The organism is Citrobacter tructae (assembly GCF_004684345.1).
GTDB lineage: Bacteria > Pseudomonadota > Gammaproteobacteria > Enterobacterales > Enterobacteriaceae > Citrobacter > Citrobacter tructae.
Genome location: NZ_CP038469.1, coordinates 2,652,008 through 2,665,903, shown reverse-complemented (window position 1 = coordinate 2,665,903; position 13,896 = coordinate 2,652,008). Strand labels below are relative to the sequence as shown.

The window sequence follows — 13,896 nt, the reverse complement described above, 5'->3', positions numbered from 1 at the left end:
GTTTAGATGGGTAAAATTATTGGTATCGACCTGGGTACTACCAACTCTTGTGTAGCGATTATGGATGGCACTACTGCACGTGTGCTGGAGAACGCCGAGGGCGATCGCACCACGCCTTCTATCATTGCTTATACCCAGGATGGTGAAACTCTGGTTGGTCAGCCGGCTAAACGTCAGGCAGTGACAAACCCGCAAAACACCCTGTTTGCGATTAAACGCCTGATTGGCCGCCGCTTCCAGGACGAAGAAGTGCAGCGTGATGAAGCTATCATGCCGTACAAAATCATCGGTGCTGACAACGGTGATGCATGGATTGACGTAAAAGGTCAGAAACTGGCACCGCCGCAGATTTCTGCTGAAGTGCTGAAAAAAATGAAGAAAACGGCTGAAGATTACCTGGGTGAACCGGTAACTGAAGCGGTTATCACCGTACCTGCTTACTTCAACGATGCTCAGCGTCAGGCGACCAAAGACGCCGGTCGTATCGCAGGTCTGGAAGTCAAACGTATCATCAACGAACCGACCGCAGCAGCGTTGGCTTACGGTCTGGATAAAGAAGTCGGCAACCGTACTATCGCGGTCTACGACCTCGGTGGTGGTACTTTCGATATCTCTATTATCGAAATCGACGAAGTTGACGGTGAAAAAACCTTCGAAGTTCTGGCAACCAACGGTGATACCCACCTCGGTGGTGAAGACTTCGATAGCCGTATGATCAACTACCTCGTTGACGAATTTAAGAAAGATCAGGGCATTGACCTGCGTAACGACCCGCTGGCAATGCAGCGCCTGAAAGAAGCCGCAGAGAAAGCGAAAATTGAGCTGTCTTCTGCGCAGCAGACCGACGTTAACCTGCCGTACATCACTGCAGATGCGTCTGGCCCGAAACACATGAACATCAAAGTGACTCGTGCAAAACTGGAGAGCCTGGTAGAAGACCTGGTTAACCGTTCTATCGAGCCGCTGAAAGTTGCTCTGCAGGATGCTGGCCTGTCTGTTTCCGACGTTCAGGACGTTATCCTGGTCGGTGGTCAGACACGTATGCCGATGGTGCAGAAGAAAGTTGCTGAGTTCTTCGGTAAAGAACCACGTAAAGATGTTAACCCGGACGAAGCCGTAGCAATCGGTGCTGCTGTTCAGGGTGGTGTATTGACCGGTGATGTTAAAGACGTGCTGCTGCTGGACGTTACCCCGCTGTCTCTGGGTATCGAAACCATGGGCGGCGTGATGACTCCGCTGATCGCGAAAAACACCACCATCCCGACTAAGCACAGCCAGGTGTTCTCTACCGCTGAAGACAACCAGTCTGCGGTAACCATCCATGTGCTGCAGGGTGAACGTAAACGTGCTGCTGATAACAAAGATCTGGGTCAGTTTAACCTGGATGGTATTAGCCCGGCGCCGCGCGGTATGCCGCAGATCGAAGTAACCTTCGATATCGATGCCGACGGTATCCTGCACGTTTCTGCGAAAGATAAAAACAGCGGTAAAGAGCAGAAGATCACCATCAAGGCTTCTTCTGGTCTGAACGAAGAAGAAATTCAGAAAATGGTTCGCGAAGCAGAAGCGAACGCAGAATCTGACCGTAAGTTTGAAGAGCTGGTTCAGACCCGTAACCAGGGTGACCATCTGCTGCATAGCACTCGCAAGCAGGTTGAAGAAGCAGGCGATAAACTGCCGGCTGACGACAAAACTGCTATCGAGTCCGCTCTGACTGCACTGGAAACGTCTTTGAAAGGCGAAGACAAAGCAGATATCGAAGCGAAAATGCAGGCTCTGGCGCAGGTTTCCCAGAAACTGATGGAAATCGCGCAGCAGCAGCATGCACAGCAGCAGGCGGGTTCAGCTGATGCTTCTGCAAACAACGCGAAAGATGACGACGTTGTCGACGCTGAGTTTGAAGAAGTGAAAGACAAAAAATAATCGCCCTTTGAACGGGTAATTACTGGCACGGGCGAAGAGGTTTCCTCTCCGCCCGTGCACGCATGTTAGGGGCAGACAAAAAGAGATGGCTAAGCAAGACTATTACGAGATTTTAGGCGTTTCCAAAACAGCGGAAGAGCGTGAAATCAAAAAGGCCTATAAGCGCCTGGCCATGAAATTTCACCCAGACCGTAACCAGGGTGATAAAGAGGCCGAAGCCAAATTCAAAGAGATCAAAGAAGCCTACGAGATCCTGACCGACGCGCAAAAACGCGCTGCTTACGATCAGTACGGCCATGCTGCGTTTGAGCAAGGCGGTATGGGTGGCGGCGGCGGTTTCGGCGGCGGTGCTGACTTCAGCGATATCTTTGGTGACGTGTTTGGCGATATCTTTGGCGGTGGTCGTGGCCGTCAGCGCGCCTCACGTGGTGCGGATTTACGTTACAACATGGATCTCTCCCTGGAAGAAGCTGTGCGTGGCGTCACCAAAGAGATCCGTATTCCTACGCTGGAAGAGTGTGACGTTTGCCACGGCAGCGGCGCGAAATCAGGGACTCAGCCTCAGACCTGTCCGACCTGTCACGGTTCCGGCCAGGTGCAGATGCGTCAGGGCTTCTTTGCTGTACAGCAGACCTGTCCACACTGTCAGGGCCGGGGTACGCTGATCAAAGATCCGTGCAACAAATGCCATGGGCATGGCCGCGTTGAGAAGAGCAAAACGCTGTCCGTTAAAATTCCGGCTGGGGTTGATACCGGCGACCGTATCCGCTTGTCTGGTGAAGGCGAAGCGGGCGAGCATGGCGCACCGGCAGGTGATTTGTACGTTCAGGTGCAGGTGAAACAGCACCCGATTTTCGAGCGTGAAGGCAATAACCTGTACTGTGAAGTGCCGATCAACTTTGCGATGGCTGCGCTGGGTGGCGAGATTGAAGTCCCGACGCTGGATGGTCGCGTGAAGTTAAAAGTCCCTGGCGAAACGCAAACCGGTAAACTATTCCGTATGCGCGGTAAGGGCGTTAAGTCGGTGCGTGGTGGTGCTCAGGGCGATCTGCTGTGCCGCGTTGTGGTTGAAACCCCGGTGGGTTTGAACGACAAGCAGAAACAGTTGCTTAAAGATCTGCAAGACAGTTTTGGTGGCCCGACGGGTGAACAAAACAGCCCGCGTTCCAAAAGCTTCTTCGACGGCGTGAAGAAATTCTTTGACGACCTGACGCGCTAATTTACTGGCGTATATTTGATAAAAGCCTGGGATTGAAAGATCCCAGGCTTTTATTTTTGGTTTGGCTCTCACTGCCACTCCAGGCTTACCTGTTCAACAATGATGTTGGTCTCTATTTTTTCCGGTAAGGCATGTGCGACACTTTCAAATCCGGGTAATGTCTGCCATACCAAGGGATCGCCAATAACAAATATGTGTTTTTTGCTCGGGTAAGGGCAACGTTCAGAAGATTAGGTTTGCTCGAAGCCCATTCTGCACCGCCGCGATTGTGCACATCACATCCGAGAACAAAAATAACGATGTCGTTTTCTTTCCCCTGAAATGTATGGACCGTACCAACACAGCTTTTTTGCCACTCTTTAATTTCTTTATGTTTTAGTCGCGGTGAGTATTGTTGCCAGCTTGCTAGCTCTCTTTGTTCAATCAGTTCCAACAACGCATACTTAACAGCCTTGAATGGTGTAATAACGTAAATAGACCCCAACTCTATGTTTTCCGCGAGTAGACGGTCCAGCAGGGTAATCAGGCTTTGACCGTGACTATCTCGATACTGCTTGTCACCCAAGCCACCCCTTGAAACCAACCAGTGGTTTTCAAGTTCGCCATTGACGAGACGACTGCAGATTTTGTCTGTATCAAGCCCGTGAATCATCCGGTTATTGTATGCCAGTTTATTAGCAATACTGAACATGGGTTCGATACAACGGCGATGTACCCATAAAGGTATCCCAATCCAGATGTTATTGTTCATCATCTCTAATTTGCAGCCCCAATGATTGACGCGATCGGCAACCTGTTGGACTGAGAGCTTTTCTGGATTCCACTTTTCAGCATGTTCGTGTAAGAGGTCCTGACAAAGGTGTCTAACCAGTGATGGAGAGGTGGTGAATACGGGCTCAATCTGTAACGGATCGCCCACGACGAGTACGCGTCTGGCGCGCCAGATAGCACCGACGGCCTGTTGAGGTGATGCCTGGCCAGCTTCATCGATCATTACCCAGCCAAGCTCGCCACCTTTCACTCCATGCAGCATACGTCCCACTGAGGCAAAGGTTGTTGAGAGTACCGGGACAAACATGCATAGCGTTTGCCACCAAGGTAGTGGCGTAGACTCAAGATGAGGGGAATTTAAAAAGTTCCTCAGGCGGAGTAGGAACATTTCTCTAAAGCGATCAATGCCCCCCATTGCCTCGTAAAGCCAGGCTTGATGAAGATCCATCGCAGCCATAAATAACAGCGAGCGTTGGCGGTTGATCTGGGTATTTTGCCAGAATGCGGTGCGCTGTAAGCCTGCATTATCGATGGATTTATGGCTATCAGGTAGAGCTATTCCTGAAAACTTATCCTTCAGGATCCGCAATTTTTGTTCTATTTCCTCCCGCTGCAGGGTAATCCTATCTATTTCTTGCTGTAAGCGGCGTTTTTGGGCGTCTGCCTCATTCAGTTGTTTACGCTGTTCGGCAACGTGCTGTGCTTGATGTATCAATGATGCGCTAAGAGTTAAAAGATGCTGTTGTGTGTTACGTAATGACGTCTGGTAAGTCTGTACCTTTTTACGATTGAGCAAACGAGTCAGCAGGCCAGGAGCATTGGCTTCCTCTATTTTTTGCTGTTGCCGGGCATGCTGAACCTGTTTTTCAATTACGTCCCGCCCAGTTTCAAATTCCTTAAGTGCGCTAAGCCGCTCTTCACATAGCACTGCTGCTTTTGCCATGTCCGAAGACAGAACATCAGATGAATAGTCGGTTTTTTTTGCCAGCAGATCGGCAAATTCTGCTAACTGTTTTTGTAGTTCTTCTGTTGTTTTAAGGCAGTGAATGAAATGCTGCTTTGCTGCGGTGAAAGAGAGCTTATTGTGGCAAGACTTCCAGCGCCAAAGGCTGAGAAAGTTTTCGTTGTCCGGTCTGAACATTTCGACTGATGTATCGCGTAAAAAATGCTCATCAAACAGTAATCTTTGGGCGAATTTTGTACGATTTGCCTTTCTTCTAAGAGCTGCTGAAATTAATCCCCAACACTGTTTTTCTGTCTCAAGAGGACGAAAGAGGTGGTAATTACGCTCAGTTCCTTTTCCGTCTTTATCTCTTTTATGCGCAGATTTGGGCAGGGATTTTGCTGCAACTTGATTTGCGGTCGGCGACAAATAGTCAAGAGAACGAAATTCTTCGGCCAGCGATTTCTTTTGCGGTAATTCGTTAGAGATATTTTCTACGGCTGCATTATTGGACGAGGCCACAATCATTTCGAAACCGGTCAGTTCCGGGACGATAAAGCCTTCATGGGTAAGCGTATCTTCCACGTTGCTGAAACCCGCAAGCACTCTCGCTCGTTCAACGACATTATGCGCAACTAAATCGCGCAGCAACGTCGTTTTCCCCGTTCCCGGAGGTCCATTTACTGATAGCAATCCACCTTCAGCAAGCTCTTCTACTGCCGTATTAATTGCAAACTGCTGCATTAATGACATCGCGTGCTCTGGCTCTGAAGGCCAGCGTCCCAGAGGCATTTTGGTAGGATTCAGCTTATCGATAATAGCTGTTAGTCCTTCCTGAGAATATAAATCCGGGTTTCTGTGAACGCTGTGAGTGAGGTAAGTATTGAGAGTTCGACATTGATTGTCTGTCAGTGATGACATTGCATCTTCAATATCCTCAAAAAAGAAGCTATTTAAGATGGGGAGTACTAATGCCTTTTCATTGTCGCTTATGGGGTCTTCCGTTTCGCTAGCTTCTTCTTGTTCCGTGTCCTGGTTCTCGCTATTGCCATTAAACCAGTCAATTTGTACTGCATATTGCCATTCAGGTGTAAAGTCCGCCCAAGATGATAAATGAGTGTCGAGCAGCGTGAGAATATCGTTCGCGCGCAATACACCGGGGCCTTTTTCCCTAACGGGCTCTAACGTAACGCAGAAATCATTAAAGGTATCGGCAAGATGCATACAATCGGCTGCGAAGACTGATGAGTCGAGTTTGTGGAATTGACGTTTTTTTAGGTGGCCCAACGCCCAGGGTAGCGAACTTACCGACAGTTTATCTCTCGCGGGTACCCCTTCTCCGTTCAACTGCATCTTAGCAAAACAGGTTGTCCCTTCCTGATTCAGGCGCTGTTCGCATTCTTCGTCATTATCCTCATTTGGTCCAAGAATCTCCTGACTGAGGCTGCTGACGATGCTTTTCTCGAATAGCCCCACGTGAACAATGAATGATGCCTTAGGTGGGATGTCATATTGCTGGCGTAATTTCTCTGAATGCCATGGAAGTGAAGCATCACCTAATGTAATGAGTTTTTTTAGCGGAATAAGCAGGCTTTTTTCTTTTCTTTCAAGCGTATAAGGTTGAAAAAATTCAATACGTTGCCAGGTTCTCAGTATTTCTTGCGGGCGAGGTGTCGAGTCCATCTTAGCTCTTTGATTATTATCCCAATATATCAATGAATACGAGAATACTCTGATCCAAGAATTTTTGTAGACCTCAGCGGAGGATATCATTCTCTCTGGCGAGAATAGCCCCGGTAGATCATCTTGATTGCGGTTGAGATTTTTAGCTCGGAAAAACCGATTCATTCATCATGAATAATCTAATATTAACGATGAGTTATGCGGAGTAAGATAGTAATTACGAAGTATTCACCCAATAGAGAGAATAAAAGTGAAACATCTACATCGTTTTTTTAGTAGCGATGCCTCGGGCGGCATTATTTTGATCATCGCTGCGGCAGTAGCAATGTTGATGGCCAATATCGGTGTAACCAGTGGATGGTACCACGACTTTCTGGAGACCCCGGTTCAACTGCGGGTTGGCGCGCTTGAGATCAATAAAAATATGTTGTTGTGGATCAACGACGCCTTAATGGCGGTGTTTTTCCTGCTGATTGGTCTGGAAGTGAAGCGCGAGCTGATGCAGGGATCGCTGGCCAGTCTGCGACAGGCTGCGTTTCCGATTATCGCCGCGATTGGCGGCATGATTGTCCCGGCGTTGTTGTATCTGGCATTCAACTATGCCGACCCTATCACCCGTGAAGGATGGGCAATTCCGGCAGCAACGGATATCGCTTTTGCGCTCGGCGTACTGGCACTGTTGGGCAGTCGCGTTCCGCTGGCACTGAAAATCTTCCTGATGGCGCTGGCGATTATCGACGATCTCGGCGCGATTGTGATAATCGCACTGTTCTATACCAGCGATCTTTCACTGCTTTCGTTAGGGGTTGCCGCGTTCGCTATTCTCATTCTGGCGGCGTTGAATCTGTGCGGTGTCAGACGTACCGGTATTTATATCCTGGTTGGTGTCGTGTTGTGGACGGCAGTGTTGAAGTCAGGCGTGCATGCGACGCTGGCGGGTGTAATTGTCGGTTTCTTCATCCCGCTGAAGGAAAAGCATGGCCGTTCTCCGGCGAAACGTCTGGAGCATGTCCTGCATCCGTGGGTGGCCTATCTGATCCTGCCGCTGTTTGCTTTTGCTAATGCGGGTGTTCCACTGCAGGGCGTGACGATGGACGGGCTGACCTCCATCCTGCCGTTGGGGATTATTGCTGGCCTGCTTATCGGTAAGCCGCTGGGGATCAGCCTGTTCTGCTGGCTGGCATTACGTCTCAAGGTGGCGCAGCTGCCTGAAGGCACGAATTTCCAGCAAATCATGGCGGTGGGTATTCTGTGCGGTATTGGTTTTACAATGTCGATTTTCATCGCCAGCCTGGCGTTTGGTAACGTTGATCCGGAGCTGATTAACTGGGCAAAACTGGGGATCCTGATTGGTTCTCTGCTGTCGGCGGTTATCGGTTATAGCTGGCTGCGTACCCGGTTGAATACGTCAGTCTGAGCAGGTAACCCTTTGGTGACAATTTTCAGGGAGAGAGTATGTCTCATATAAATTACAACCACCTGTATTACTTCTGGCATGTGTATAAAGAAGGTTCGGTGGTGGGTGCCGCAGAAGCGCTTTATCTGACGCCGCAAACTATTACCGGGCAGATCAAAGCGCTTGAGGAACGCTTACAGGGGAAGTTGTTTAAGCGTAAGGGGCGAGGGCTGGAACCCAGCGAGTTAGGCGAATTAGTTTTCCGTTATGCGGATAAAATGTTCACCTTAAGCCAGGAAATGCTGGATATCGTGAACTACCGAAAAGAGTCTAACTTGCTGTTCGATGTGGGCGTGGCGGATGCGTTGTCTAAACAGCTGGTCAGCAGCGTTCTCGACGCTGCCGTGGTGAAAGATGAACAAATTCACCTGCGCTGCTTTGAATCAACGCATGAGATGCTGCTGGAACAGCTCAGCCAGCACAAGCTTGATATGATTATATCCGACTGCCCGATCGACTCTACGCAGCAGGAAGGGCTGTTCTCGGTGAAAATTGGCGAGTGTTGCGTGAGCTTCTGGTGTACAAATCCGCTGCCTGAGAAGCCGTTCCCGGCCTGTCTTGAGGAGCGCCGTTTACTGATACCTGGGCGTCGCTCAATGCTTGGACGGAAGCTACTGAACTGGATTAACTCGCAGGGACTGAACGTTGAGATCCTCGGGGAGTTTGACGATGCCGCATTGATGAAAGCCTTCGGCGCCACGCACAATGCTATTTTCGTTGCCCCTACGCTCTATTCGAACAATTTCTATGCTGATGACTCAATCATTGAGATTGGACGCGTGGAGAATGTGATGGAGGAGTATCATGCCATTTTTGCAGAGAGGATGATTCAGCATCCGGCGGTGCAGCGTATTTGCAATGCTAACTACTCGGCATTGTTTGCGCCGTTGAATAAGTAAGCAGACATAAAAAAACCCGCTTGCGCGGGTTTTTTCACAAAGCGACAACAAGCAGGCGATTAAGCCAGTTTGTTGATCTGTGCAGTCAGGTTTGCTTTATGACGTGCAGCTTTGTTTTTGTGGATCAGACCTTTAGCAGCCTGACGATCCACGATTGGTTGCATTTCATTAAATGCTTTCAGTGCAGTAGCTTTGTCGCCAGCTTCAATAGCTGCGTATACTTTCTTGATGAAAGTACGCATCATAGAGCGACGGCTAGCGTTGTGCTTGCGGGCCTTTTCAGACTGAACGGCACGCTTCTTAGCTGATTTGATATTAGCCAAGGTCCAACTCCCAAATGTGTTCTATATGGACAATTCAAAGGCCGAGGAATATGCCCTTTTAGCCTTCTTTTGTCAATGGATTTGTGCAAATAAGCGCCGTTTAAATTGCAGCACTCGTTGCGTAGTGATGGCGCAGGATTCTACCAGCTTGCGTGTTGTGAATACAGCTTTTCCACGAGAAAAGTTGAATTGGCTGGTCAGTGAAGGGCATCAATTGGTTTCATAACAATGAAAACAATCTTCTTTCTGTTTCGCAGGACCAATCGCCGGTTAACCTTGACCGCGGTACAGGGTATACTTTCACGATTTTCACTGTTTTGAGCCAGACATGAAGCTGATACGAGGCATACATAATCTCAGTCAGGCCCCGCATGGGTGTGTGCTGACTATTGGTAATTTCGATGGCGTACATCGTGGTCATCGTGCGTTGCTGCAGGGCTTACAGGAAGAAGGGCGCAAACGAAATTTACCGGTAGTGGTGATGATTTTCGAGCCGCAGCCGCTGGAACTGTTTGCGACTGAAAAGTCTCCTGCGCGACTGACTCGCTTGCGGGAAAAGCTGCGTTATCTGGCGGAGTGCGGCGTTGATTACGTACTGTGCGTGCGTTTTGATCGACGTTTTGCCGCATTAACGGCACAGAATTTTATCAGCGACCTGCTGGTGAAGCGCCTCGGTGTACAATTTCTCGCCGTGGGTGATGATTTCCGCTTTGGTGCTAGCCGCGCGGGCGATTTCTTGTTATTACAGGAAGCGGGCGCTGAGTATGGCTTTGATATAACCAGCACTCAAACCTTCTGTGAAGGTGGTGTGCGCATTAGCAGTACCGCCGTGCGCCAGGCGTTGGCCGAAGATAATCTGCTGCTGGCCGAAAGCTTACTGGGACATCCGTTTACCATTTCAGGACGGGTGGTACACGGCGACGAGCTAGGGCGTACCATCGGTTTCCCGACGGCAAATGTCCCCCTTCGTCGCCAGGTTTCTCCGGTCAAAGGGGTGTACGCGGTTGAGGTGATGGGATTGGGCGAAACCCCTTTACCCGGGGTCGCGAATATCGGTACCCGCCCAACGGTGGCAGGCGTACGCCAGCAGTTAGAAGTGCATCTCCTGGATGTTGTAATGGACCTCTACGGTCGCCATATAGATGTAGTGCTGCGTAAAAAAATACGCAACGAACAGCGATTTGCCTCGCTGGATGAACTAAAAGCGCAGATTGCGCGTGATGAGTTAACTGCCCGCGAATTTTTTGGGCTATCAAAACCGGCTTAACGCCTATACGAGTTTTAAATACGGAACCGAGAATCTGATGAGTGACTATAAATCAACCCTGAATTTGCCGGAAACAGGGTTCCCGATGCGCGGCGATCTCGCCAAGCGTGAACCGGGAATGCTGGCGCGTTGGACCGATGATGACCTGTACGGCATCATTCGTGCGGCTAAAAAAGGCAAAAAAACCTTTATTCTGCATGATGGCCCTCCTTATGCGAATGGCAGCATTCATATTGGTCACTCAGTTAACAAGATTCTGAAAGATATTATCGTGAAGTCCAAAGGGCTCACGGGTTATGACTCGCCTTACGTTCCGGGCTGGGACTGCCACGGTCTGCCTATCGAATTGAAAGTAGAGCAGGAGTTCGGTAAGCCGGGCGAGAAGTTCACCGCCGCTGAGTTCCGCGCTAAGTGCCGTGAATACGCCGCAACGCAGGTTGACGGCCAGCGTAAAGATTTTATCCGTCTGGGTGTACTGGGTGACTGGCAGAAGCCGTACCTGACCATGGACTTCAAAACGGAAGCCAACATCATCCGTGCGCTGGGTAAAATCATCGGCAACGGCCACCTGCATAAAGGCGCGAAGCCGGTGCACTGGTGCGTAGACTGCCGTTCCGCGCTGGCGGAAGCGGAAGTTGAGTATTACGACAAAACCTCCCCGTCCATCGACGTTGCGTTCCACGCCGCCGATCAGGATGCGGTGAAAGCGAAATTTGGCGTTTCTGACGTTAATGGCCCGATCTCTCTGGTTATCTGGACCACCACCCCGTGGACGTTACCGGCGAACCGCGCTATCTCTCTGGCACCTGATTTTGATTATGCGCTGGTACAGATTGACGGTCAGGCGTTGATTCTGGCGAAAGATCTGGTTGAAAGCGTGATGCAGCGTATTGGTGCGGCGGAGTACACCATCCTCGGCACGGTAAAAGGTGCGGAGCTGGAGCTGCTGCGCTTTACCCATCCGTTTATGGGCTTCGATGTTCCGGCGATCCTTGGCGATCACGTGACGCTGGATGCGGGTACTGGTGCGGTACATACTGCGCCAGGCCATGGTCCGGATGACTATGTGATTGGTCAGAAATACGGTCTGGAAGTCGCTAACCCCGTTGGGCCGGACGGTGCATATCTGCCGGGCACTTATCCGACGCTGGATGGCGTTAACGTCTTCAAAGCTAACGATGTAGTTGTGGCGTTGCTAACCGAAAAAGGTGCGCTGCTTCACGTTGAGAAGATGCAGCACAGCTATCCGTGCTGCTGGCGTCACAAGTCGCCGATTATCTTCCGTGCGACCCCGCAGTGGTTTGTCAGCATGGATCAGAAAGGCCTGCGTGCGCAGTCGCTGAAAGAGATCAAAGGCGTGCAGTGGATCCCGGACTGGGGTCAGGCGCGTATTGAATCCATGGTTGCCAACCGTCCTGACTGGTGTATCTCCCGTCAGCGTACGTGGGGCGTGCCGATGTCTCTGTTTGTCCACAAAGACACTGAAGAGCTACATCCACGCGCTATCGAACTGATGGAAGAAGTGGCTAAACGTGTTGAAGTTGACGGTATCCAGGCATGGTGGGATCTCGATCCAAAAGATATCCTTGGCGACGAAGCCGACCAGTACGTCAAAGTACCGGATACGCTGGACGTGTGGTTCGACTCCGGTTCAACCCACTCATCCGTCGTCGACGTGCGTCCTGAGTTTTCGGGCCATGCCGCAGATATGTATCTGGAAGGTTCTGACCAACACCGTGGCTGGTTCATGTCATCTCTGATGATCTCCACCGCGATGAAGGGCAAAGCGCCATACCGTCAGGTACTGACCCACGGCTTCACCGTCGATGGTCAGGGTCGCAAGATGTCCAAGTCCATCGGTAACACCGTTAGCCCACAGGATGTGATGAACAAACTGGGCGCGGATATTCTGCGTCTGTGGGTCGCTTCTACCGATTACACCGGTGAAATGGCAGTTTCTGACGAAATCCTGAAACGCGCTGCTGACAGCTATCGTCGTATCCGTAACACCGCGCGCTTCCTGCTGGCAAACCTGAATGGGTTTGATCCGGTAAAAGACATGGTGAAACCGGAAGAGATGGTGGTTTTGGATCGCTGGGCCGTTGGCTGTGCACAAGCGGCGCAGGAAGAGATCCTCAAAGCATACGAAGCCTATGACTTCCACGAAGTCGTACAGCGCCTGATGCGCTTCTGCTCCGTCGAAATGGGTTCGTTCTACCTCGATATCATCAAAGACCGTCAGTACACCGCGAAAGCGGATAGCGTAGCGCGTCGTAGCTGCCAGACTGCGCTGTTCCATATCGCCGAAGCGCTGGTGCGTTGGATGGCGCCGATCATGTCCTTCACCGCAGATGAAATCTGGGGTTACCTGCCGGGCGATCGCGAGAAGTATGTCTTCACCGGTGAGTGGTACCAGGGTCTGTTTGGTCTGGCCGATACCGAAGCGATGAACGATGCCTTCTGGGACGAGCTGCTGAAAGTGCGTGGCGAAGTGAACAAAGTCATCGAGCAGGCGCGTGCGGATAAGAAAGTGGGCGGTTCTCTGGAAGCGGCAGTGACCCTGTACGCTGAACCTGAACTGGCTGCCAAACTGACCGCACTGGGCGAAGAATTGCGCTTTGTCCTGCTGACCTCTGGCGCAGTGGTTGCGGATTATGCCGCGGCACCGGCTGATGCTCAGCAAAGTGAACTGCTCAAAGGGCTGAAAATCGTCCTGAGCAAAGCCGAAGGCGAGAAATGCCCGCGTTGCTGGCATTACACGACCGACGTCGGCCAGGTGGCGGAACACGCAGAAATCTGTGGACGCTGTGTCAGCAACATCGCCGGTGATGGCGAACAACGTAAGTTTGCCTGATGAGTAAGCCTCTTTGTTCAACAGGACTACGCTGGCTGTGGCTGGTGGTAGTCGTGCTGATTATCGATTTGGGCAGCAAGTACCTGATCCTCCAGAATTTTGCTCTGGGGGATACGGTGTCGCTGTTCCCGTCGCTAAATCTGCACTATGCGCGTAACTATGGCGCGGCGTTTAGCTTCTTAGCTGACAGCGGTGGCTGGCAACGATGGTTCTTTGCTGGTATCGCGATTGGTATCTGCGTCATTCTGGCGGTGATGATGTATCGCTCGAAGGCGACGCAGAAGCTGAATAACATCGCGTATGCGTTAATCATTGGCGGAGCATTGGGCAACCTGTTTGACCGCCTGTGGCACGGCTTCGTGGTTGATATGATTGACTTTTACGTCGGTGACTGGCATTTCGCGACATTCAACCTGGCCGATACGGCGATCTGTATCGGTGCGGCGTTGATCGTGCTGGAAGGCTTCTTACCGTCGAAAGAGCAAAAAGCCGCATAAAAAATGCCGGATGGGGTGTTTACACCTTATCCGGCCTACAGTTTTATCGACCTTTTCGCCT

The 13,896-nt window shown here is 50.8% G+C and carries 9 protein-coding genes and 1 pseudogene; 8 read left to right on the top strand and 2 right to left on the bottom strand.

Features of this window, described 5'->3' with window-relative positions:
• Positions 1 to 6: 6 nt before the first annotated feature.
• On the top strand, positions 7 to 1,923 hold the full coding sequence (dnaK, locus tag E4Z61_RS13490) for a molecular chaperone DnaK (RefSeq protein ID WP_096758373.1): 1,917 nt from the start codon (positions 7 to 9) through the stop codon (positions 1,921 to 1,923).
• A gap of 85 nt (positions 1,924 to 2,008) precedes the next feature.
• Positions 2,009 to 3,142: a molecular chaperone DnaJ gene (gene dnaJ / locus E4Z61_RS13485; RefSeq protein ID WP_135323217.1), complete on the top strand. Its 1,134-nt coding sequence runs from the start codon at positions 2,009 to 2,011 to the stop codon at positions 3,140 to 3,142.
• Between the two features lie 112 nt (positions 3,143 to 3,254).
• Here the strand turns inward: dnaJ and E4Z61_RS23960 are convergent, their stop codons facing one another.
• Complete coding sequence (locus tag E4Z61_RS23960; RefSeq protein ID WP_240703824.1) at positions 3,255 to 6,539, bottom strand: DEAD/DEAH box helicase; 3,285 nt, start codon at positions 6,537 to 6,539, stop codon at positions 3,255 to 3,257.
• A 250-nt stretch (positions 6,540 to 6,789) separates the two neighbouring features.
• Here E4Z61_RS23960 and nhaA point away from each other — a divergent pair, with 250 nt between their 5' ends.
• The gene (gene nhaA / locus E4Z61_RS13475; RefSeq protein ID WP_135323216.1) at positions 6,790 to 7,956 is read left to right on the top strand and encodes a Na+/H+ antiporter NhaA; all 1,167 of its coding nucleotides are present in this window, start codon (positions 6,790 to 6,792) and stop codon (positions 7,954 to 7,956) included.
• Positions 7,957 to 7,994: 38 nt separating this feature from the next.
• Complete coding sequence (nhaR, locus tag E4Z61_RS13470; RefSeq protein WP_135323215.1) at positions 7,995 to 8,894, top strand: transcriptional activator NhaR; 900 nt, start codon at positions 7,995 to 7,997, stop codon at positions 8,892 to 8,894.
• Between the two features lie 59 nt (positions 8,895 to 8,953).
• Here nhaR and rpsT read toward each other — a convergent pair whose 3' ends face one another.
• Positions 8,954 to 9,217: a 30S ribosomal protein S20 gene (gene rpsT, locus E4Z61_RS13465; protein ID WP_003018940.1), complete on the bottom strand. Its 264-nt coding sequence runs from the start codon at positions 9,215 to 9,217 to the stop codon at positions 8,954 to 8,956.
• Between the two features lie 105 nt (positions 9,218 to 9,322).
• Between rpsT and E4Z61_RS24145 the strand changes: the two are divergent.
• From E4Z61_RS24145 to lspA, 4 genes and pseudogenes are all read left to right on the top strand, one after another.
• Positions 9,323 to 9,538 (top strand): annotated as a pseudogene (locus E4Z61_RS24145) (DUF2575 domain-containing protein).
• 7 nt (positions 9,539 to 9,545) lie between these two features.
• Positions 9,546 to 10,484, top strand: a complete 939-nt coding sequence (gene ribF, locus E4Z61_RS13455) for a bifunctional riboflavin kinase/FAD synthetase (protein WP_135323214.1) — start codon at positions 9,546 to 9,548, stop codon at positions 10,482 to 10,484.
• A gap of 37 nt (positions 10,485 to 10,521) precedes the next feature.
• Positions 10,522 to 13,338: an isoleucine--tRNA ligase gene (gene ileS, locus E4Z61_RS13450; protein WP_135323213.1), complete on the top strand. Its 2,817-nt coding sequence runs from the start codon at positions 10,522 to 10,524 to the stop codon at positions 13,336 to 13,338.
• Positions 13,338 to 13,835, top strand: coding sequence for a signal peptidase II (gene lspA, locus E4Z61_RS13445; RefSeq protein ID WP_135323212.1), 498 nt, complete (start codon positions 13,338 to 13,340; stop codon positions 13,833 to 13,835). The genes ileS and lspA overlap by 1 nt, the downstream gene beginning before the upstream one ends.
• The last annotated feature ends 61 nt before the right edge of the window (positions 13,836 to 13,896 follow it).

Excerpts from the sequence above, each read along its gene's own strand:
- E4Z61_RS23960 (WP_240703824.1), bottom strand. The coding sequence starts at position 6,539 with ATGGACTCGACACCTCGCCCGCAAGAAATACTGAGAACCTGGCAACGT.
- ileS (WP_135323213.1), top strand. The coding sequence starts at position 10,522 with ATGAGTGACTATAAATCAACCCTGAATTTGCCGGAAACAGGGTTCCCG.
- nhaR (WP_135323215.1), top strand. The coding sequence starts at position 7,995 with ATGTCTCATATAAATTACAACCACCTGTATTACTTCTGGCATGTGTAT.
- lspA (WP_135323212.1), top strand. The coding sequence starts at position 13,338 with ATGAGTAAGCCTCTTTGTTCAACAGGACTACGCTGGCTGTGGCTGGTG.
- dnaJ (WP_135323217.1), top strand. The coding sequence starts at position 2,009 with ATGGCTAAGCAAGACTATTACGAGATTTTAGGCGTTTCCAAAACAGCG.
- dnaK (WP_096758373.1), top strand. The coding sequence starts at position 7 with ATGGGTAAAATTATTGGTATCGACCTGGGTACTACCAACTCTTGTGTA.
- ribF (WP_135323214.1), top strand. The coding sequence starts at position 9,546 with ATGAAGCTGATACGAGGCATACATAATCTCAGTCAGGCCCCGCATGGG.